The 21,619-nt window shown below is 34.0% G+C and carries 18 protein-coding genes and 1 tRNA gene; 8 read left to right on the forward strand and 11 right to left on the reverse strand.

Going from position 1 to position 21,619, the window contains the following annotated elements:
- Window positions 1-17: 17 nt before the first annotated feature.
- Window positions 18-311: a hypothetical protein gene (locus tag MTZ49_RS04640; RefSeq protein ID WP_264747223.1), complete on the forward strand. Its 294-nt coding sequence runs from the start codon at window positions 18-20 to the stop codon at window positions 309-311.
- Window positions 312-405: 94 nt separating this feature from the next.
- Here the strand turns inward: MTZ49_RS04640 and pyk are convergent, their stop codons facing one another.
- Both pyk and MTZ49_RS04650 read right to left on the reverse strand, forming a co-directional pair.
- Window positions 406-1,857: a pyruvate kinase gene (gene pyk, locus MTZ49_RS04645; protein ID WP_264747224.1), complete on the reverse strand. Its 1,452-nt coding sequence runs from the start codon at window positions 1,855-1,857 to the stop codon at window positions 406-408.
- A 98-nt stretch (window positions 1,858-1,955) separates the two neighbouring features.
- A complete protein-coding gene (locus MTZ49_RS04650) occupies window positions 1,956-2,888 on the reverse strand; it encodes a universal stress protein (protein ID WP_264747225.1) in 933 nt (310 codons plus the stop codon).
- Window positions 2,889-3,161: 273 nt separating this feature from the next.
- Here MTZ49_RS04650 and MTZ49_RS04655 point away from each other — a divergent pair.
- Window positions 3,162-3,238: transfer RNA gene (locus tag MTZ49_RS04655), tRNA-Pro, on the forward strand.
- Window positions 3,239-3,375: 137 nt separating this feature from the next.
- Here the strand turns inward: MTZ49_RS04655 and MTZ49_RS04660 are convergent.
- Window positions 3,376-4,332 (reverse strand): hypothetical protein, encoded by a 957-nt coding sequence (locus MTZ49_RS04660; RefSeq protein WP_264747226.1) that lies wholly within the window; start codon window positions 4,330-4,332, stop codon window positions 3,376-3,378.
- A 587-nt stretch (window positions 4,333-4,919) separates the two neighbouring features.
- Here MTZ49_RS04660 and MTZ49_RS04665 point away from each other — a divergent pair.
- The 3 genes from MTZ49_RS04665 to MTZ49_RS04675 all read left to right on the forward strand — a co-directional run bounded on the left by MTZ49_RS04665 (window position 4,920) and on the right by MTZ49_RS04675 (window position 7,681).
- Entirely contained in the window at window positions 4,920-5,555 is a 636-nt protein-coding gene (locus tag MTZ49_RS04665; protein ID WP_264747227.1) for a helix-turn-helix transcriptional regulator, read from the forward strand.
- 655 nt (window positions 5,556-6,210) lie between these two features.
- Complete coding sequence (locus tag MTZ49_RS04670) at window positions 6,211-7,257, forward strand: inovirus Gp2 family protein (protein ID WP_264747228.1); 1,047 nt, start codon at window positions 6,211-6,213, stop codon at window positions 7,255-7,257.
- 253 nt (window positions 7,258-7,510) lie between these two features.
- Window positions 7,511-7,681, forward strand: coding sequence for a hypothetical protein (locus MTZ49_RS04675; RefSeq protein ID WP_264747229.1), 171 nt, complete (start codon window positions 7,511-7,513; stop codon window positions 7,679-7,681).
- Window positions 7,682-7,793: 112 nt separating this feature from the next.
- Here MTZ49_RS04675 and MTZ49_RS04680 read toward each other — a convergent pair whose 3' ends face one another.
- The 8 genes from MTZ49_RS04680 to MTZ49_RS04715 all read right to left on the reverse strand — a co-directional run bounded on the left by MTZ49_RS04680 (window position 7,794) and on the right by MTZ49_RS04715 (window position 19,896).
- The gene (locus tag MTZ49_RS04680) at window positions 7,794-8,711 is read right to left on the reverse strand and encodes a hypothetical protein (protein WP_264747230.1); all 918 of its coding nucleotides are present in this window, start codon (window positions 8,709-8,711) and stop codon (window positions 7,794-7,796) included.
- 215 nt (window positions 8,712-8,926) lie between these two features.
- Window positions 8,927-9,856 (reverse strand): GTPase, encoded by a 930-nt coding sequence (locus tag MTZ49_RS04685; protein WP_264747231.1) that lies wholly within the window; start codon window positions 9,854-9,856, stop codon window positions 8,927-8,929.
- A 304-nt stretch (window positions 9,857-10,160) separates the two neighbouring features.
- Window positions 10,161-10,517, reverse strand: coding sequence for a hypothetical protein (locus MTZ49_RS04690; protein ID WP_264747232.1), 357 nt, complete (start codon window positions 10,515-10,517; stop codon window positions 10,161-10,163).
- 71 nt (window positions 10,518-10,588) lie between these two features.
- A complete protein-coding gene (locus MTZ49_RS04695) occupies window positions 10,589-11,860 on the reverse strand; it encodes a DUF932 domain-containing protein (RefSeq protein ID WP_264747233.1) in 1,272 nt (423 codons plus the stop codon).
- A gap of 688 nt (window positions 11,861-12,548) precedes the next feature.
- Window positions 12,549-15,596 (reverse strand): type I restriction endonuclease subunit R, encoded by a 3,048-nt coding sequence (locus MTZ49_RS04700; RefSeq protein ID WP_264747234.1) that lies wholly within the window; start codon window positions 15,594-15,596, stop codon window positions 12,549-12,551.
- Between the two features lie 35 nt (window positions 15,597-15,631).
- Complete coding sequence (locus tag MTZ49_RS04705) at window positions 15,632-16,981, reverse strand: restriction endonuclease subunit S (protein ID WP_264747235.1); 1,350 nt, start codon at window positions 16,979-16,981, stop codon at window positions 15,632-15,634.
- Complete coding sequence (locus MTZ49_RS04710; protein ID WP_264747236.1) at window positions 16,978-19,218, reverse strand: type I restriction-modification system subunit M; 2,241 nt, start codon at window positions 19,216-19,218, stop codon at window positions 16,978-16,980. Before MTZ49_RS04710 ends, MTZ49_RS04705 begins: the two co-directional genes overlap by 4 nt.
- 252 nt (window positions 19,219-19,470) lie before the next feature.
- Window positions 19,471-19,896 (reverse strand): helix-turn-helix domain-containing protein, encoded by a 426-nt coding sequence (locus MTZ49_RS04715; protein ID WP_264747237.1) that lies wholly within the window; start codon window positions 19,894-19,896, stop codon window positions 19,471-19,473.
- Between the two features lie 154 nt (window positions 19,897-20,050).
- On the opposite strand from MTZ49_RS04715, the gene MTZ49_RS04720 reads away from it, so the two are divergent.
- Genes MTZ49_RS04720 through MTZ49_RS04730 form a run of 3 tightly spaced genes read left to right on the forward strand, consistent with a single transcriptional unit; the run spans window position 20,051 to window position 21,443 of the window.
- On the forward strand, window positions 20,051-20,413 hold the full coding sequence (locus MTZ49_RS04720; protein ID WP_264747238.1) for a hypothetical protein: 363 nt from the start codon (window positions 20,051-20,053) through the stop codon (window positions 20,411-20,413).
- A gap of 32 nt (window positions 20,414-20,445) precedes the next feature.
- The gene (locus MTZ49_RS04725) at window positions 20,446-20,718 is read left to right on the forward strand and encodes a hypothetical protein (RefSeq protein WP_264747239.1); all 273 of its coding nucleotides are present in this window, start codon (window positions 20,446-20,448) and stop codon (window positions 20,716-20,718) included.
- A gap of 50 nt (window positions 20,719-20,768) precedes the next feature.
- Window positions 20,769-21,443: a hypothetical protein gene (locus MTZ49_RS04730; protein WP_264747240.1), complete on the forward strand. Its 675-nt coding sequence runs from the start codon at window positions 20,769-20,771 to the stop codon at window positions 21,441-21,443.
- Window positions 21,444-21,619 lie beyond the last annotated feature (176 nt).

Below are 21,619 nucleotides of genomic sequence, written 5' to 3' on the forward strand. Positions count from 1 at the left end.
TTGTATATGGGATTAAGATGAGAAATATATTTGCTATTTCATTAGCTGTTATTGGTGGAGCTATTGGGTTTATTTTGGGTATGACTATCGGCTTTGGGGTTAACCTTACTTCACCTATGGCATTATATGGCTTAGCGGCGGTATTAGCGATTATAGGTGGTTTAGGATTATCTAAAGTATCGCCTTTTATTGATAGTCAAGATGCGAGTACGCAAAAAGCATTAACTGTTTTATGTGCCATTATTGCTGTTATTCTATTATTAATGATGATGGTAACAATGACGATGTTAAATACATACTTCAATTTGTAAGTATTGTTAGAAAAAGTACAAGAAGAGCATTAAAAGTAAGAGGGTAGCTTAACTGTTATAGCCCTTTAGCAGGGCTATAACATAGCAATAGAATTTAGACGATTAAATCACCCACACGATAAATTTTCATGGTATTGGTTCCATCACGGCGTGTATAACTATCGCCCCTTGTTAAAATCACCCAGTCACCATCTTGAACTGCACCACGTTTAACCAACTCATCTACAGCGGCTTGACTTACCTTATCTTCTGGTAAGGCTGCTGGATCAAAGGGAATGGGTTGTACACCTCTAATTAAAGTGGTTCTACCTTGCGTTTCAGCCTTGGGTGAAAGGGCAAAAATAGGGATAGATGAGCGAATACGTGACATAATTAATGGCGTGTAACCACTATCAGTTAAACTAATAATTGCTTTAACACCTGGGAAGTGATTAGCCGTATAAATAGCGGCAAGAGCAATACTTTCATCCCAACGATTAAACGTTTCACCTAAACGATGATTTGATTTTCTTGCAATTGGGCTTTTTTCAGCACCTATACAAATTCGTGCCATTGCTTTTACTGCTTCGAGGGGATAGTTACCTGCAGCACTCTCAGCAGATAGCATAACTGCATCCGTATAGTCCAATACAGCATTAGCAACATCTGATACTTCCGCACGGGTAGGCATTGGGCTATTAATCATTGACTCCATCATTTGAGTAGCAGTGATAACGATTTTATTATTGTGACGTGCATGCTGAATAATTTTCTTTTGAATGCCTACTAATTCTGCATCACCAATTTCAACACCAAGATCACCACGGGCTACCATCACACCATCACTGGCCAGAATTAAGCCATCTAAAGCCTCATCATCTACCACCGCTTCAGCACGTTCTATTTTAGCGATTAACCATGCAGAGCTACCTGCTTCTTCTTTTAATTGGCGTGCATAGGCCATATCAGAAGCATCGCGTGGGAATGAAACAGCAATATATTCCAACTCCATTTCTGCGGCTAGTTTAATATCTGCTTTGTCTTTCTCAGTAAGCGCTGGTGCTGTGAGACCACCGCCACGACGATTAATACCTTTATTATCTGATAAAGGACCACCAATTAGCACTTTACAAATTAATTCATCTTTAGTGACTTGTTCAACTTGCATTACTACACGGCCATCATCTAATAATAGCTCATCACCTTTTTTACAGTCTTTTACCAAATCAGGGTAATCGATACCTACTACTTCTTTAGTACCAGCATCTCTTGGGTGTGTTACTGAGAAGCGGAAAGTATCACCTTCTTTTAGCTCAATTTTTTTATCTGTAAATTTAGCAATACGGATTTTAGGGCCTTGCAAATCACCTAATAACCCTACAAAGCGATTATGTTTCTTTGCTAAGCTACGAACTAATGCTGCCCTAGCTTTGTGTTCTTCTGGTGTGCCATGTGAGAAATTAAGACGTGCGACATCAATGCCAGCCAAAATAAGTTGCTCTAACATTTCAGGAGAGCTACTAGCTGGGCCTAGTGTAGCAACAATTTTAGTACGACGATTAGTCATAAAATCCTTCTTAAAAAAAGTGGTTTATAATAGAGTTTTTTCTATTATAAACCACAATTATTAATAACTAATATTTACTTCGTTACAGAGAGTGAATATTACACGTCAGTTTTGCCACCATTAACTTGTGGATGTACTACTAATAAGTCACATTCAATCGCCTCAAGTACACGTTCAGCAGTATGACCAATTAACAAATTATCTAAACTACCACGAGCAACGGCCCCCATAATCATTAATCCTATTTGCTTTTCTTTAACAACATTAGGAATAACTTCTTCGGCAAAACCCTCTAATAAATGCTGTTGACTCTTTTCAATGTCTGGGTAGTGGCTCATTAAATTTTCAAAAGCATCCGTATGTTCTTTAATAAAATCTTTTAAGTATTGGTCGTAAGCTCTTGATTGCTCACCACCAAACAATTGTGGACGAGGCATCGCTGCATAGCTATGTAAATAATTGGCAGGCATTCCAAGAATCTTAGAAAGCTCTGTAGAAATTGTAATTAGCTCATTATCTAAATAGGCTGGTTTATCAGATACATGTAAAGGATCAAGGGCTGTACAGAGTTTATTACCCTCCCAATCTCCATGCTGTACTAACCATAAAGGATATGTACAATTACGAATTAACTGCCATGAGTTATTAGTAATAAATAAACGTTTTAACATGTTTTCTGAGTAAGCACTCTTAAATACGATATCAGGCTTAGTTTCATTGGCATAAGATATTACTTCTTTATAAGGAAGCTTATTCCAACGTACTGTTGTAGTAACAGTAAGGCCTTCATCTCTCAGTGGTTGTGCTAACACATCAAGCCACTCTTTTTTATTTTCTAATAAGGATGCTTTACCTTCATTTTCTTCTTTATTTCCACCAAACAAATGGAAGCCATCAAAAGACGAATCGTATTCAACTAATAGAAGGTCTAATGTGGCGGATGCTTGTTTAGCAAGCCAAGCTGCTCTTTTTAATGCGGGTTGTCTGCCGTGTTTAGCGTCAACTACGACAAGAAATTTTTTAAGTTGCATACTGCCTCCTAAAGCGGGAAATAAATTCATCTCTGTAATTATTATGATGCCATAAATATTAGACTGAATATATTTATTAGATCAATAAGCCTATATTTATGCAATATCAGTATAAACTATCTATATACAGCATAACCAGTCCAAGCAAAACATATTGTTAACATTAATATAATGGATCGGCTTAGTTATAAATATAACACCTATTAAGGCTACTCTTTTTATTATAGTTAGTGTATTATTTGCCACCTTATTTTAATAAGGTCTTTTCTTTATCGGGGCGTAGCGCAGCTTGGTAGCGCACTTGCATGGGGTGCAAGGGGTCGAGTGTTCAAATCACTCCGTCCCGACCAATTAAATCAATAAGTTACAACAAGTCCTTTCTTTGATAAATCAAAAATATTTTTCAAGGGGTACACTTAGGGGTACACCAGAAATTAATTTTAATGGAATAATATAAGGCTAAATCGGAATAATGCTGTTAACCAGATCACTTATTAATTATAGTGTTGTCATAAGCCTGCCTAATAATAAGATCTAATGTATCATGCAGGGTTCTATTATTGTAATGAGTCCTTAGTTTTTCTAATTTAGCTTTAGTTTCTTTGGTTAAATAGGTATTAAGTGGTTTTTTATCTTTATTTTTTTTCCTAAATTTATACTGGCTATAAGCTTTGTTAAGCTTGTCATTGAGGTTGTTTATTGCAAAGTAATTCAATGTGTCATACAGTGCATAAATAAGATGATAAATCTCATCAGTATTTATTGGATTTATCTGTAAAGCTAATTTATTAGCACTATTAAAGATATGTGCTTGAAAAGTGGTTGAGCCATTACATTCTTGGCAGTATTTTTTTAAGTAGTCATATAACCAATCACATAGCTCAGTATTTTTTCTATCAAGCCATTTAAATGGCTTTAATAATAGGTTACTAGACCATGTGGCTTTTAATCTATCCAAATACTGAATCTTTTCACTATTAGATATCTGCCATAAATCAAAAAAACTAATTATCAAATCGAACCGTTCTTGTGAATTGTAAGCTTGGTTCGATAATCCCATATTTATATAAGGAAAATATGAAGTTCCATTCGGAAGCTGATAAGAATAACACCTTATACTCAGCCAAGTATAGTAACAAGAACGATCCTCTTTTAACCATTCAAAATGAGAGATGGGTATAAGCTTTTGGTTAAGAAATTGTTTTGCTATTTTAATTACTCGTTCTTTTAAATGGCCTTCATCAGAAGCTATCTCATCACCATATTCAGATAACAACTTCTTAGCAAGGTTATAAGCATGCTCCATAAATAACTTTACATCATGGATATCATTTATGTTAACTGAAAAATCTTCTTGGTGCATATGAAGTAAAAAATATCTTCTGACACGTATATCATTTAGTTCAGCACATGGATAAGAGGAACTCTCTATATTAGGAACCATAATAAATATTTAGTACCTTCAAATAATAATTAAAAAGAAATTATATTATATTTCAGAGTGAAATATAATTTCTTTTTAGCTAATTTATGAATAATTTTTTATTTAATTTAAGGATATAACTGTATTATCTTAAATAAGAAACTGTAGTATTTATGTAGTAAATAATTATTTATAATTGTTAATTTGCAATAGATATATGGTATAAATATAAAATAATTAACATTATAATTTATAAAATAAATAACCTTTTATAAAAAAGTAATAATGTACATTCTTTATAAGTGAATAAAATTGATATAAAACTTTAGGTATATGCACTAAGCTAGAAGAGCTTTTAGATTGCTAATAAGCAGGTCACAATATAAGTGGTAATAATGATCTTGGATTATTTTGTATTTGTTAATAAAAAAATACATACTCACGTTATGGTATAGATGAAGCAGGCCGTTTAGTTTTTTCATGGTATAAATGATTAACAATTATTGGTGAATCAATAATTAGTTTAGCTAGATATAAACCATCTGCTCATCCATTTTAATCAACCTATGACAGCCACTTAATGAGTGGCTTTTTTATTGGAGTCCAAAATGGATACTATTTCTATACCTACCATTCAATCTCAAGCAATCCTATGTGCTGATATTGGCACTTGCGCTCAATCAGAAATACTTGCTCATAGCCATAATCCAGCAAAATTACCCTCACAGTCAGAACTACGTGTTTTACGCCTTAAAGAAGTAACCGCTAAACTAGGTATTGCTAAATCGACTATCTATGATTGGCTAGATAGTAAGTCACCACGTTATAATGCTAGCTTTCCCAAACCTTTTAAACTAAATTCAAAGTCTATTGGTTGGCTATCTAATGAAATAGATGCGTGGTTACTGGCTAAGATAGAACAAACAACAGGCGTTATACCCGCTCAAGAGCAAGCTACATCAATAAGTCAATCTCTGTTGGCACCATCCCAAGCAAGTCAACCATCACCCTTGTTACGACCTACTGAACACCGTATTCTGCGTATTAAAGCCGTTGCTACAAAACTAGGCATTGGTAAGTCCACTATCTATGATTGGTTAGATAGTAAGTCACCTCGTTATGACCCTAGCTTTCCTAAACCGATTAAACTCAGTGTTAAATCCATTGGTTGGTTATCTACTGCTGTAGATACGTGGTTATTGGCTAAAGTTGAACAAAGCAGAGAGAAATCCCTTGTTAGCTGAAGATTCATTTATTATGCATCTAGGCAATCAAAGTCATAGCTGCTTTATAACTAATTAGCAATGACAAATAACAACGCTACAAGGTATGGATACAACACCTTTAACCATCAATATCCAGTTATCTTATAAAAATAATTAAAGTGATAGAAGTGATTTAACTGACTTAAATTAATCTAAATGAAAGTCATGATTTCGGCTAACTTTGGTTAAATTCATCGAATAGCTTTTAACGTGTTTATAAAGTATATTCAATTTACACGATAGGGATTGCTTGGTATTTTTTAAAGTAAGTTTTATTGGATTATATGTTATTAGTAAACTACTAATAAGTAATCATTAATAAAACTAATCAGTAATCACTAACCAATAATTGCTAGCTAACAACCCTATTAGTAATAGAACTAATAAATATACGAAAATAGTATTAACCAGATATAATAATATCTAAAGATAATATCAATCTAATGATAAATAGCAGAAGATAGCTGTATTTTAAAGATAATATTATATTCCTAACTCAATACTTATCATTCAATATCTGGTTAACAACATTTCTATACATAACTAGTAATCCCAGCTAATCATTTCACGATCACTTTAATACCTGTATCCATACCTGTTAACACCTTACATCTAATTGTTAAGAGGTAATATTATGTACTACAACCCTTATTTACAACCTAAAGATCAACTGGCTAAACAACAAGTTGCTATCCATAATGCAGTGATGCAGATAGTAGCAGGTAAAGCAGATAGAATGCCTTTACTAGTGTCGTCTAGTACAACACCCTATCAAAGGCTAATAGCGATAGATTCAGATAGAGCGTATCTTAATCCACAACACCCTTTTTATGATCTAATAGAAGCTTACCACTATTTTGATGTGAAGTTATTTGATGCTTTATTTAATAACAACCTGTATGATCAGCAAAAAAATAAAGTAAAGTTATTATCACCTTATTGTCAGCTATTGCTGCAATGTGATGTATTTATTAATATTAGAGAAAGTATAGAACTCGCCAAAGAAGTTAATGGCTTACTCAGCATCAAACTATTAGCCCTTGAGGATATTTACTGGTTATTAGGTGCTTTAAAAATAGGTAGTATGGAACCTGCTTTTAAAACAGCAGTAAGTCAATATAACCACGACACAGGCTATACCGATAATTTAAGAGAATACAGCCACTATGTTAAAAACCTCTTTAACACTTACTCACGGTTATTAGTGATTCGGGTAGACTTAAGTTATCAACAAAACAGCTCCATAAGTTATGAAGACTTTAGAACCGATGTCGATTATTTCATTAAACTCATCCCCAGTAATCCTGCTTTTAAAGACCTAGTAGGTTATATCTGGAAGTTAGAGCATGGTAATGACAAAGGTTATCATGTTCATTTACTATTATTTTATGATGGTGCTAAACGATGGTCTGATTATTATATTACTCAGCAAATAGGTGAACTTTGGCAAAATGACATTACACTGGGTAGAGGGCTTTATTTTAACTGTAATACTCCTAAACAGAAGAATAGCTACCTTAATTGTTATTTAGGTATGGTACATCGAAGTGAACAACAAAAGATAGAGTGTATTATAGCGCAAGGTGTGAGTTATCTGGTTAAAATAGACGAATATTTGCGATTGACTAAACTTAATAGGAGAAGGGTTTTAGGGAAAGGAGTCATAAAATCAAAAAAATAAATTAATGGCTAACAGTGCTAGGCTACCAATGAAAATAGCCTAGTACTATGAGACTGCTTATAAAATAACCTCTGCAATGTTAAATATTATGTAAAAGTACACCAATTTTTTACCATCTAATGGTTTCTACTCTCTCTTTTGCATCATTCAGAACAGTGTTAACCAACTTTTTAATATTTGATTAACTTTATATACAGTTGTGAAAGATTTAGTTTTTATATGCTGTGAATATGTTGAAGAACAAAAGGTTATAATGACAATCGATCAATTGTTATACATACTTATGCAATATAAAGAATTTCTTGAGGGTAATTATAATGATCCAGCTAATCCACCTGCTTCGCTGGATATAGAATTTATAGCGGAAGGTAAAGATGCCTTAGATATGTATTGCAAATTAACAGGGTATACTACTTTTCCTTAGGAGATGTAAATTGAACAAATACAAAAAATAATGAACTTGCTCAACTAATATTTGTAAGGTTATGAATGCCAACACATCATTACCTAATAAAATAACAGTGTTTAATCTTCTATTAATATTGAATGTTAACTAAATGGTGTGATAGCTCAAATAAACCTTGCTCAATATAGTACATTGTACGTTCATGCTCAGAAAGGGTATTAGGATTTAGAATAGCATGATCTGCATTTTGTTGGAGCAAGATACTATTTTTTTCAAGCCAATGGTTAAAAATAATATTAATTTGAGGGCAATTTGTAGCAAAGGAGTTGGATATATAGCTTTCTCCACCTTTGTTCCAACTGATAAGAAATGCAATAGAGGCTATGATATAAAAATTAGAATGTTGAGCCATATAATCCAATAGTGGTTCTATATTAATACTAGCAGAACAGAACATAATTAAAATTTCATCAATCATTACAATCTTTTGGTTTTGTTCTGCTTGTTGAAATTTATCTTTTAAATATTGTAAAGCAAACTCAGCAAGTAGATCTTTTTCTTGATCTGTCCATAATTCATGAGACACAGTGAACAACCAAGTTAAATTAAGTTCTGTACTATGATGTATGTCTTCATCCAGTGCAATTAATTCAAGGATACGAGGAAGTAAATAGGCAACCTCACTTTTATTATTCTGTTGTGATTTGGCACTGACATTATATGAATAAATAAGCTGTCTAGGTAATAATGAAAGGGGTAATGTTCTTAATGCTTTTTCCTCTTCTAGACTAACACAACAAGCGGTACATACATTAAAATGTTCAGGAGCAGTATATACACTAAAAATAGCATAAGCCTTTTTTATTATTTGTTGCATGGCATCACTTAATTTTGACCAATCCATTGTAATACTACTATTAAAATTAACTAAATAATCAGGATTATAACTAAGCTGTTGTTCTTTAGTAAAAGAAGGTTTTGACTGCATAGTCTTTTGTAAGCGTTTTTGCTTAATCACTTGCCTTTTTTGCTTATTGCTTTTCACCATGTCGCATTACTAATAAATAAGAAATAACTCATTAAATAATAGCATTGATAGCCTTACCATAACTAATTATTTAAAAGCTGATCAAACTACCCTATAAAAAGACTGTATTTAATTAAGTACTTATCGTGATATTAGATACTAATAAAATACAAAAAAATAATAGCAAAAGATAAAACCATACCATATTTTGGTATGGTTTTTATAAAAGACACAAGCTATAACACCTTTATTTTAATCAGCTGCCAACTACCATCATCAATTAACTCAGTTAGCCTTAGTCCCAGATCATCAAAATACACATCCGTGATTTCTATGGGTTCAGCTGTACTTAAGGTAGGTACATTAGTTTTTAACGATTCATTTACCTCCTCTACTGCCACCTCTATTTTAGCTATATCCTGTGTCCTAATTGGTTTTGGCTGAATTGATGGAGTTGCCTGAATAATATAAGTATCCGCCCCACGATCATAAGCAATAGTAACCTTACCTGTGAGTTTAGTATTCGCTACTGTAAAGCTAATACTAGGAGGAGAATTAATAATATCACTAGCTTTAGGATCATTCAGAGTAAACTCTTTAGCGCCTGCATCTACCAGTAAATGACTAATTTGTCTAAAACCATCAAGGGCTGGTAGTTGTTCCAGTTGTTCAATCAATTCTAATAGTTCTGGGCATTGGATATGTTCTTTAGGGATGGGTAATGGTAATTCTGTGGTTTCACCGCCTAGCATCATTTTGGTAGCAATATACTGAGTACCATCATCAAAGGTTCTTGTGATTTGTTCAGGCTCATCAATGCGTTTGCCATTAAAGTGTTTTCTGGCATAAGGTGTTACTTCAATGTTATGGCCTACTTCTGGTAGATTATCTATATAGGCTTTATTGCCAATAATAAAATGATTTTTAGTTCCCTTTTCTTGTACTAAAATAAAAGTATCTGTAATTAATGTTACCTTGCCTTGTAAGGGCTGTGGATCACATCTAAAACCAAATAAATTAGGCTCTGGTATTAAATCACAGAACCGATAATGATAACGACGACAGTTTTTAGGAACCAATGGTCTGATTAATTCAGAAAGTGTTTGTTTAATAGTGGTTTTATCGAGTGGTGTAGGATATAAATTATGGGTATCTTTGTCTGACATAATTGGACTCTCCAAAAAAGAATCCCCTCTACCTAAAGTAAAATAGCGTGCTACACAGACTATTATTCATATAGTTCACTTATTATTTAATACCATAATAAATAAATTAACGATCATAGCAGTGGTAGTGTTAACTATTGTTATTACTGGGTTAGGTCAGGGGAAATAGGTATAAAGTATTGAGATAGTGAGATTATTAGCTAAATTAGTTAAAGTAATGATAGTAATTTAGTTAATATTGCTTAGAAAATCAGTGGAAAGCAAAAAACATAATTTTAAATACTGTCTTGGATGCAGTGCAGTATTACCAATTACCTTGTAGAAATAATCGATGTTGGTTGAAATCGAACGTATCTAACAGCTGTTTCAGCTTAATCCGCAGTTGTGCTACTTTTTGCCAGTAAGTCTCATCATACTCACTTGCCCCATGCACAAACTGAGGAATGGTGGGAAACACCTGTTCACAGCTATTGGCACTGATACGATAAAGGTCGCTTAACAGTTTGAGTAGTGTTTGTTCTGTTAACTCAACAATAGCCCCACTGTGTAATTCCAGCAGATGGTTATCAAACCAATTTAATAACGCATTACATTGTTCAATACTGGCAACAGGTTTAATACTGGATCGAGGGCATTCATACAGCTTAATTAATAAAGACATCAATAATTACTCCTTTTAAATTAACAACCAATAATAAATAACACTTTTTATTCACTATTGGAGAGTCACTATCAAGCAATTAGCTTTAATGCCTGTGATAAGGCTTGCTGTTTAAGCTGAGCACCTTGACCAAACCAAGCACTATTAAGGCGGTTTTCTTGACTGCGTGCTTGCCGTTCATGATCTATAAACTCCGTCATAGCACATAACAATCCCCAAGCAGTGCCTTTTGCAGCTTGTAACTCAGCACCACGCCCATGACCGTCATAGAGGGTTTGTACCTTTTTCATAGCACGACCATTAGGGATTTTATTCCAATCAATAGGGGAATCTATAGTAGCTACCTCTGCTTGAATCACTTTACCTGTATTTCTGACAATACGATCTAATAAGGAAACACCTGCTAAATGATTATTGGCATTACTTGGCTCAAGGCTATTCGTAGCCTCTGTCGTATTAGCCACATCAATAACAATTTCTTTATTACCATTATTGCTATTAATAGCATAACGATCAAAAGTCGTAGCAGGATTTAATACATTCATAAAGAATTCCTCACTCTCTTTCGCAGACACTTTGCGTTTTACTAATTCTTGCATCATTAACATAAAGTCATCCCATTGACCTAAAGTAAGATTTAACCGACGCTTAATCGCAGCTGCATCAAATACCGTATTATGAGGTACTTTAATAGACTCAGCGGCTAGTGATTTATTTACTGCTACCGATAAAGTATTATTACACACCACGCGAACAGTAGTTGGTGTAACCACAGTAGCTAGTGAGCCATCACAAGAGGTAGCCAATAATACATAGCCATTGACCACATCATTACCACCCAATACACTAGACTGGCCTGTACGAGCTAATGCCCAAAACTTGCGTCCTTGCTTTAATACCCCTGCGGTTTCCAATTCAAAGCCAAATTGTTCAGTAAGGTCACGGTAAAACTCCAATACCTCCATAGGTTGTACTACCTTATAGCGACCACTCACTACAGATAATGGCAAATTAGAGTCACTACGATACAACACCTTCTGATCATCAAAGCTTACTAGAGATTGCGGTTCAATAGCTGATATTCCTGACAACTCAATATCAACACCTGATATATCTTTAGCATTAACGCCTGTTTCTAAAGCTCTCCTATCCAACTCAATCAATTCACCACGCCTATTATCCAAATGGGGAGCAATAAAACGCACAGGGGCTTCATTAATTTGCCAATTCATGCCTGCTTTATCTGCCCAAACCTCAATAGGCTGTCCAGAAGGTAAAGAACTTCCTAACCCATGCCAAGGGGTTTTACCTACATACGCCATTGTTTCAACTAAATGTGCCATAATAAAAATCCTCTTAAACTAGCTATAAAATAGAAATAAAGTGAAAATAAAAGACAAAATCATCCATCTACAGAAATGGATAGCAATCCAATAAACAAACATAAAAAAAGCACCTTGGGCTAATACCCAAGATGCTTCTTCTATTGCTAACGATCAGTAATGAAAAACTAAAAAATTAAAAAGACAAATTAAAAGAACCAATATCAGCTTCTTTATTAATCATACTTACCTAACAACTATCCTTCAAAATAATCTCTAATCCATTTGGTTAATTGTTCGGCTTCCTCAACCGCTAATTCTGCGGCTTTAATAGCCACTACCTTTAACATGATATTTAATAGTTCAGACATATATACTCCTTATGAAATAACAAAATACCTCAAACCAAACAGACCTTTTGTCTGTTCATTGGAGTAATATATAACCGAAATTTTTTTATATTCTATTTTTCAATAATAGTGTCAACATTAATACTCTCTAAGAAAGATATTTAAATCTCTTAAATAGCAAAGTATTTTTAACAAGATACGAAGTTGCACGTTTTATAGTCTTTTATTTAAATAAGAAATATTCAAAATTTATTTTAAATTATCTAATTGAGTTGAAGATTATTACAACAGCCCAATTCACTCGAAAAACTAAATAAGTGATGACATAAATTATCATCATTTAAACACGTTATACCAAATTAAGAAGTTTGCTTCTTTGTGCGGGTATAAATATGTTTTGCTAAACGCGTAGCAACTTTATGGCGTAGTTCTTCTGTACTCATCACTTTATTACATACTTCTTCATTGCCTGCAATTCGGGCTAGGAAAAGTTCTATTAGCTTTTCAGAAAGATATTCCGTAAAACTATCTAAAGAATTGGCTTTAACTGCTTGCACAATTTGTTCATTTTCAAGTGCGGCCTGCTCAATTTGATCAAAAAATAATTGATCCGCGATGGTAAAGTCCGTACCAAATGTCTCATTCAGCTCATCAATCAAGTGTGATGCATTATCTGTTGATTCAGCTTGGCCAGTTCCCACATCTGTTGAACCTTTCAAGTTTTTGGCTTCACCGTGTCCTAAGTCGATGCTGTTTTCACTGATTTTTTGCAACCGATAAAATTGAAGTTCTACAATTTTTGATAAATCAATGGTATTTTCTTTTGAGCCTTTAGGTAACTTTTGCAGTAATGCTTTTAAATAAGCATATCGTTGCTCATGTTCAGAGTCAGTGAAATCTAAGATTTGCGAAACAAATAAATATAAGTTCAGATAGCTTTTTAACTGACTTTTAAATAATTTTTGTTGTTCTTGTTGATGTACTGGATCATCAGCATGTATTTTTTTATATTTATCAACGGCACGATCAATAATGCTATTAAGTTGCTTATGTTCATGGCCTGTTAATTTGCTACGATCTTTAAACCAGATATTGGCAAACTCATTTAAATCTACCTCAAAATAGAAGTTCCATTGATCCAATGTATGCCCTAGCTCATTTAACTTTTGTTCATTAGGGATATCACCCAGCTGAGTAACTTCATAAAAGGGCTTAAATGCTTTGTAAATATCATCATGTGTATTCACAAAGTCCAATACAAAGGTATCTTCCTTGCCATAAGCACAACGATTTAAACGGGATAAGGTTTGTACAGCGTGAACCCCTGATAATTTCTTATCTACAAACATGGTATGCAAGAGAGGTTGATCAAAACCTGTCTGATATTTTTCTGCCACTAGCAGTACTTGATAATCATTAGTATCAAATTGTTCAGGTAACTCCGTTTCTTTAAAACCATTCATTTTAGGTTCTGTATATTCAATGCCATCTACTTCGAGTTTTCCAGAGAAAGCGACTAATGATTTAATGCCGGTATATTTTTTTTCTTTAATATAGTCATCAAAAGCGAGTTTGTAGCGCACCGCATGTTCACGCGAATTAGTGACAACCATGGCTTTAGCTCGACCCCCTATACGGTGCATGGTCACGGTTCTGAAATGCTCTACAATAATTTCTACTTTCTGAGCAATCACACTTGGATGCATAGCAACAAAACGTGTCATCAAGGCTTTGGTTTTATTTTTAGCTAATTCTGGATCGGTATCAGAAATTTTTATTAATTTAAAGTATTGTTCATAAGTCGTATAGTTTGCCAATACATCTAAAATAAAGCCTTCCTGAATGGCTTGTTTCATACTGTAGTGATGAAAGGGTGCCTCTCCGTTTTCACCTGCTTCATTAAAGCAAGCGAGGGTTTTCCATTTGGGGGTGGCGGTAAAAGCAAAAAAGCTTAAGTTGGGTTGGCGACTCCGTTTAGAAGCTTCAGCAAATAAACGTTTTTTCACATCATCGGTTAATTCACTTTCATCATCGTCATCATCTAAGAACTCTTGTGCAATTGCTGATTCAATGCCATCTTTGTTGAGAATTTTACGTAGCTCCATTGCTGTTTCGCCACTTTGCGAACTGTGTGCTTCATCAACAATCACTGCAAACCGTTTACCCTCTGTAGAAAGATCTACTTGAATACCCTTTTTTGCCTGTGTTCGAATAGACTGCATGATATAAGGGAATTTCTGAATAGTAGTAATAATGATCGGTACATTAGAAGCTAATGCATTGGTCAACTGTAAGGTATTTTCATCAATTTTTTGTACGACACCATCCTTATGTTCAAATTGGGTTATCGTTTCTTGTAATTGGCGATCTAAAACAATACGATCTGTAATCACAATAATTGAGTTAAACACTTTTTCATCATTAGCGTTGTGCATAGACGCTAAATGATGAGCAAGCCAAGCAATGGTATTGGATTTTCCTGAACCTGCTGAGTGCTGAATTAAATAATTATGACCTGAACCATTGGCTTTACTGTGCTTTACCAATTTCCTCACAGCATCTAATTGATGATAGCGTGGGAAAATCATGGTTTCTGTTTCAATATACCTAAAACCCGTACTGGTTTTGATTTTCTTCTTTTCTACACTTAAATGCATAAAGCGTGCAAAGATTTCCATAAAGCTATGCCGCGCTAACGTCTCGGTCCACAAATAATGGGTGCGAACATCTCCTTCTATAGGGGGGTTACCTTTACCATTTAAATAGCCTTTGTTGAATGGTAGAAATTGGGTATTTTCTCCATCCAGTTTTGTGGTCATATAGGCATCACAGGTATCTACCGCAAAATGCACTAAGGAACGTTTTTTAAACTCAAATAAACGCCCCTTAGCATTGCGATCTTGTTTATATTGAATAATAGCATCTTCCACATTCCAGCCTGTTGCAGAAAATTCATTTTTTAACTCAAGTGTTACTAGTGGAATACCATTTAATGAAAGCACCATATCAGGTATTTCATTAAATTCCGTATGCACTTGGCAAGTACATTTTAAAATATTAGCTGCATATTGTTCTTGGGTGGTCTTATTGATACTAGTATTAGGTGCAAAATAGGCCATTTTGATTTTTTTACCAAAACTTTTAAAGCCTTGTCGCAATACAGCTAATGTCCCTTGTGAGTCTAATGCACTGACTAAATCCCTTAAAATATAATCACTAGCTCCTGCTTGATAAGCATGTTCAATTTTATCCCAAATGTTCGGTTGAGTTGCCTGAATAAAGGCAATAACATCATTAGGAAATAAAGCAATTTTGGGATCATACTCTTTAGGGTTGCCTTTTACATAGCCACCTTCTGTGGTTAAACTTTTTTCGACGGCTCGTTCAAAATACCATTCGCTATGCATAGTGACTCCCTTAAAAATTATGTCCTGAGGATTGATTAACTACCGCTAAGTTGACGAACATCGATTTTACCCGTTACCACTTGGGTGATTAAGGTGGAGCGATATTCTTTAAGTTTTTCAATAGTTAACTGATATCTTTGACCAATTTGTTGATATTTTTCAACCTCAGCATCTAAGTAATCAACTATTTGATTTTGTTCTTTGATTGAAGGTAACCAAACAAAAGTATTTTTTAAAATCGCTTGTGTAATACTGAAGACTTTAACACCTTTAATTTGCATTCTAACTTGATTTCGATGCTCTTCAGTATCAAATACATAAGCCAAAAATCTAGGATTATTTACTTCGTTTATCTTAGCGATAATAGTATGATAACCAGCAAAGGTAGGAGTATCACTATTTAAATAAGTAAAATTCCCTGAACCTTTTATATCTTCAGAAGTGTCGGCAAAAATAAAATCACCTTTTTTTAGAAGTGCAGCTGGATCACTCTCTAAATATGATTCAGGCACACATTTTAATTCATGTCTATTAGGATCAACTTCAAAACCAAATTTAGAGTGTACTTCACCATAACTTACGCAAGGAATTCCTTCATCAACTAAATTTTCTTTAGTAATAGTTAGTCCTTTTGAAAAGTTCAAAATGAATTTATTTTTTATTACTTTCCAATGAAAAGGTATTTTACCTAATGTATTAATGCCACTTTCTTTCATCTTTACATCAGGATTTAACCCTTTAGTCACAGCATGAGAAATTAAAGCAATACGCTGTTCAGCCAATTTTTCTAAAAGTGTTTCTTGCTTAGCAATTAAAGCATCCACTTGGGCAAGGCGTTTATCTAAAAAATCTGCAATGATTTTTTGTTCAGGTATTGGGGGGAAAGCTAACTTTAACTTCTTTAAGTCATCTTGGCTTAAGTTAGGCTGACCACCACCATTAGATAAAGAAATTAAAATTGGTCTTCGCATCCAAAGCCAGTAATATAAAAATTTATAATACAAAACTTTTGAACCACTAAATATACAGCAAGCTTGATTAAAAGTAGCTTCTTTGGCTAATATTCCAAGCCTTCCAATTGTAGCTCCATACATCGCAATAGCCACACTATTTACAGGGTGTTTCTTTAAAGCACTGTAATCTTTTATAGCCAATTCTGTTATTTTCTGTTTCGTATCATAAATATATGATTCCCTTAATTCAGATGTAGTAACCCATAATACATCTCCATCATAATATTCTAAATTGTCACTTTTGGGAGTTGTACCACTCCCAATTAAATCCATAGCATGTGTAATTTTCCATACTTTCCAATGACTAGGAATATCCCCTAACCATTGCACACCGCTCTCTTTATAATTTTCATAACGGGGTAGTTGGCTCATGCAGACAGCCCCCCTAACATCTGCATAATCTCCTGCTCAAGCTGTACAATCTCTGCCTTAATCTCTTCCAGTGGGCGAGGTGGCTCATAAACATAGAAGTGACGGTTAATTGGAATTTCATAACCTACTTTGGTTTTACTGTAATCAATCCACGCATCAGCTACATGGGGTAACACTTCCGCTTTTAAATAAGCTTCACAATGTGGACGAACTAGGTTTAAGAGTTCATCTAGATTAAGGGCATTGTCATAGTCTAAACTTAACGGTAATGTTAAGCCATCAGGGAATGCTACTAGTTCCGTATCACGTAATTGAGGATCTGGTTCAATATTACCCTTACTGTCCATACACATATCTGCTGTTTGATCGCGTTCAGATAGTGCTTCTAAAATGGCTTTTTTTACAGAGGCTGCCAGCTTAAACGCTAAATTATTTAAAATAGGGTTGAGTACTTTTAGGAACTTATCGCGGTTTTTCCAAACCTGAGCTGAAATGTTAGCAGCAAGTGTTGCTTTAATAACTTGTTGCTGTATGCGTCCTACTTCCTCTTCTTTAGCAATTTTAGCAGCATCCTTAAACTTTTTACTTTTTGCCAAATTCACAAAAACCGATTGCTCATCTAACAAGGCAATACGCTCTGCTGAGATTTCAAAATTCAAGCGCAACGGACGTTCTACAGTGAGTTTTAAGTAACCAAAATCTTGGTTATTAAAAATCTTGGAACATACTTTGGCTTCACCTGATTTGGTTTTAATTAAATCACTGCTATCTTGATCTTTAAATTTAGCGTAGAACTGAGTCAACTCAGCAATATGGGCTTTGGATAATTCATTACGTTTGTTGCCTAAGCTTTTCGTCATTTTTTGGTAATGTGCTGTACCATCAATCAGCTGTACTTTACCTTTACGCGGTGCCGTTTTTTTGTTGGAAATAATCCAGATGTAGGTATAAATACCGGTGTTATAGAACATTTGGTCGGGCAGGGCGATAACTGCTTCTAGCCAATCATTTTCAATAATCCAACGACGAATATTACTTTCGCCACTGCCTGCGTCTCCTGTGAATAAAGGTGACCCATTAAATACTACGGCAATACGTGAGCCTTCACCGCCTTCTTCAGGGGAGGCTTTCATTTTTGAAATCATATGTTGAGCAAACAACAGTGAACCATCATTGATACGAGGTAGACCCGCCCCAAAGCGTCCTAAAAACCCTAATTTTTCTTCTATCTCAATATAGTCTTTTTGATTTTTCCACTCTACCCCAAAAGGTGGATTTGAAAACATGTAATGGAATGTTTTATCTTGATGACCATCATGGGGTACATAACCATCTTTTGCTTTGGCATTTTTTACCCCAAGGGTATCGCCATAGACAATATTTTCTGCTGGCTCATCTTTAATCAATAAATCTGAGCAACAAATAGCATATGACTCTGGGTTATATTCCTGACCATACATACTCAAGTTAATCTGATCGTTGTATTTTTTTAGGAATTTTTCGGACTCAGATAGCATTCCACCAGTTCCCGCCGCGGGATCGTAAATACTGCGTTGCACACCTGGTTGCATCAACGCTTTATAATCTTCCTGAAAGATTAGATTAACCATCAGTTCAATCACTTCGCGAGGCGTAAAGTGATCCCCAGCCTCTTCGTTGGCTTGTTCATTAAACTTACGTACTAGTTCTTCGAATAAATACCCCATTTGTAAATTACTTACACTAGCAGGGGCTAGACTTAAGCCAGATTCAACCAGACTATTACGAAACTCTTGAAAGACTTTATACAAACGGTTTGCATCATCTAGTTTTTCAATTTCTTTAGCAAATTCAAATTTTGCAAAAATATCTTTAGCTTTAGGTGAAAAGCCATCAATGTATTTTGTTAAATTGGCAGTAAATTGATCAGGATCGTTCAATAGCTTTTCAAGATTAAAACCACTGATATTGTAAAGGTCTTGTCTACGTTTTTTATCAGCAATTTGACTTAATTGCTTTTGCAAAATAGGGTTAGGTTCTTTATCTTGCAACTTTGCTACCGATTTATCATAAAAAACTTTCATTTTATCGGCATAAGGTGCAAGAATAGCGTCAAAGCGTCCTAATACAATTAAGGGCAACATGACGCGACGGTATTGAGGGGGGCGGTAAGGGCCACGAATAATGTTGGCGATATTCCAAACCAGTCCAACCAATTTAGAATGCTGAGGGTGTTGCTGGCTTGCTATATTCGTCACGTTATATCTCCAGTTTTTACAATCTTGTTAAGGCAGCAGCTAATTTTACTTGCATTAAAATCTATTTAGTTAAGACTTGGTTATATTCTTTTCTTAAATTCAAAAAGTGGTGCAACGTGGCAATATCCTCTTTCCAATAATAAGAAGTAGACCATATGTATGGTTAATTGATTTATATTTGCACAAGTCATGTTATGCCTTAAGTATTAGAGTGTTTCGATTATTAAAGCTATGTATTATTTACCTAACTCTTCATCTAAAATCATTACATTTTAGTCTAATTATTAGTTTTTCAAGCATATTAATCAACATTTGCTTATCTTCTTCATTAACAGAAGATAGCAGAGATTGTAGGTATATAGCTTCATCAGTAGGTCTATTACTGGTTTCTGTGAGTAATTCTGACACAGGACAATCAAAAATCTCTGCCATTTTGATTAGACGTTCTACTGTAGGGACAACAAGACCACGTTCTATTCGAGAGATTGCTTCATTACCTAAACCAAGCTGTTCAGCTAATTGTTCCTGAGACAAGCTTGCATTTTTACGGTATTTAGCAATAGCTTTACCAATCAGATGGTTAATTGGTTGTTTTGATACTGCTATTTTTTTAGGTTTCTTTATAACAGATTTTTTAGTTGATTTAGCAGTTTGTGTTTGCTTTACCTGTTTAGCCAATTTAAATACCCTCAGTTATCCATGCTGAATAATCAAGGATTCATTCATTATTTTGAACATCGCAGTATGTCTATATTCAACCTAAATAGTTGAATATTTATTTTTTCTATGCTGAAATAGTAGAGGTAATTAAATTTTTAAGGGTGGTATAGCGATGATTGATAAAAAGATGAGTGGTGAGAAGGATTCAGAAAATTTTTATATCAATCCCTCCATAATTTTATGGGGATTGTTAGCGTTTATTTTTTCGGTTTATTTTTGTTGTTTTAGTGATAGATCTGTTGAGCTAGGGTATGGTTTTTTTGCGAAAGTATTTGGTGTGACTTTAGGAACCTTTTTAGGGTTATTAGGTGCTTTGATCGGGAATGTATTAAGAAAGTTTGTACAGCCAGATAGTTTTTATACTACAGGTGGTTTCATGCAATTATTGTGGTTACGTATTTTTTGGTTATGTGGCCCACAGTTTATTGGTTTATTGATTGGTTTTTTAGTGGGTGTAGCAATTCCTGCACTGTAATTTCGAGTTAGTATGAATAAGGACAATGATTTATGAGAGTTTTGTATGTTGTGGCAATAAGTTTATTTTTATTTCTTTTAGGATGCTCAGATGAGAGTAATGATTTAAGAAAAGACTTTTTAACTAATTGTCAAGTTACCAATATCCCTAGGAAAGGATGTGTATGTCTCTATGAGCAAATAGCCAAAAATTATTCTGATGAGCAAATAAAAACATTAATTCGTACCCCTTTTGCAGATAAATCATTGTTAGAAAAATATTCTAATGATGTAATTCAGTTTGCAGCAGTATGCGCTCGTCAATAATAAAGGTTTATAAATTTGTAGTTTAATATTTAATCAAAATAGGACTTTCTATGAACAAACTAATGAAGTTATTTAGTTTATTAGTGGTATTCTGCACTTATAGTACATGGATATTTGCCGAAGAAATCCCAATAGGTAAGTTATTAGGTATGTCTTTGCCTGCTGTTGAAAAAATTTATGGTAAAGGTGATATGGCAGAAAATTATAGTAAGTATTTTGTTATTAATAAGTGTGATGTTTTAGTTAGTTATGAGGGACGTAAAAGAACAATCAATTTTATTAATGTAGTGCTTAATGAGGGATGCCAGTTTAATTTAGGAGATATTTCTGATTATTGGCAGGATTTTATTATTAGTAATAAGACAACTCAAGGGGAGTTATATAATTATTTTGGTGATGAAGAGTTTTATTTATTAGCTGATTGTATTGGTGATTGTGGTTTAGTAAATCCAGAACCTGAGCTATATGGTTATCATAGAGAGTCAGGAATGATTGATTATTTAGAGCTCTATGCAACCAGCAGTGCTAGTAGTACAGGAAGCTTTGCTAGATCAAGGGATTTAACTGAGAAATATGGATTTGACTATATGGTAGATGAGAAATTTAACTGTCAACCTATTGAGGAAAGTATTAAATATGTAAAAGATGATACTATTTTTGAGGTTAATTTTGGCTATGGTCCTCAGCTAGATATGACTTATATTTTTAGTCGTTGTAGTCAATAAAGAAGGATATTTATTTGGTTCATAATGAGTATTGATAAGTATATTAATGATAAATACTTATCAATAAAATCATTAGCTTAATTTTATCTTAATGTGAGTAATAAAATAAAAAACTCACTGTTTTAGACCAAAGTTTAATGGCATAATAACCAGCCTAAATAATGAGCAAAAAAGAT

Origin of the sequence: Entomomonas sp. E2T0, from assembly GCF_025985425.1 — a bacterium.
Taxonomy (GTDB): domain Bacteria; phylum Pseudomonadota; class Gammaproteobacteria; order Pseudomonadales; family Pseudomonadaceae; genus Entomomonas.

Bases quoted from the DNA above. Each gene is read 5' to 3' on its own strand.
- MTZ49_RS04640 (WP_264747223.1), top strand. From the start codon at position 18: ATGAGAAATATATTTGCTATTTCATTAGCTGTTATTGGTGGAGCTATT.
- pyk (WP_264747224.1), bottom strand. From the start codon at position 1,857: ATGACTAATCGTCGTACTAAAATTGTTGCTACACTAGGCCCAGCTAGT.
- MTZ49_RS04650 (WP_264747225.1), bottom strand. From the start codon at position 2,888: ATGCAACTTAAAAAATTTCTTGTCGTAGTTGACGCTAAACACGGCAGA.
- MTZ49_RS04660 (WP_264747226.1), bottom strand. From the start codon at position 4,332: ATGGTTCCTAATATAGAGAGTTCCTCTTATCCATGTGCTGAACTAAAT.
- MTZ49_RS04665 (WP_264747227.1), top strand. From the start codon at position 4,920: ATGGATACTATTTCTATACCTACCATTCAATCTCAAGCAATCCTATGT.
- MTZ49_RS04670 (WP_264747228.1), top strand. From the start codon at position 6,211: ATGTACTACAACCCTTATTTACAACCTAAAGATCAACTGGCTAAACAA.
- MTZ49_RS04675 (WP_264747229.1), top strand. From the start codon at position 7,511: ATGACAATCGATCAATTGTTATACATACTTATGCAATATAAAGAATTT.
- MTZ49_RS04680 (WP_264747230.1), bottom strand. From the start codon at position 8,711: ATGGTGAAAAGCAATAAGCAAAAAAGGCAAGTGATTAAGCAAAAACGC.
- MTZ49_RS04685 (WP_264747231.1), bottom strand. From the start codon at position 9,856: ATGTCAGACAAAGATACCCATAATTTATATCCTACACCACTCGATAAA.
- MTZ49_RS04690 (WP_264747232.1), bottom strand. From the start codon at position 10,517: ATGTCTTTATTAATTAAGCTGTATGAATGCCCTCGATCCAGTATTAAA.
- MTZ49_RS04695 (WP_264747233.1), bottom strand. From the start codon at position 11,860: ATGGCACATTTAGTTGAAACAATGGCGTATGTAGGTAAAACCCCTTGG.
- MTZ49_RS04700 (WP_264747234.1), bottom strand. From the start codon at position 15,596: ATGCATAGCGAATGGTATTTTGAACGAGCCGTCGAAAAAAGTTTAACC.
- MTZ49_RS04705 (WP_264747235.1), bottom strand. From the start codon at position 16,981: ATGAGCCAACTACCCCGTTATGAAAATTATAAAGAGAGCGGTGTGCAA.
- MTZ49_RS04720 (WP_264747238.1), top strand. From the start codon at position 20,051: ATGATTGATAAAAAGATGAGTGGTGAGAAGGATTCAGAAAATTTTTAT.
- MTZ49_RS04725 (WP_264747239.1), top strand. From the start codon at position 20,446: ATGAGAGTTTTGTATGTTGTGGCAATAAGTTTATTTTTATTTCTTTTA.
- MTZ49_RS04730 (WP_264747240.1), top strand. From the start codon at position 20,769: ATGAACAAACTAATGAAGTTATTTAGTTTATTAGTGGTATTCTGCACT.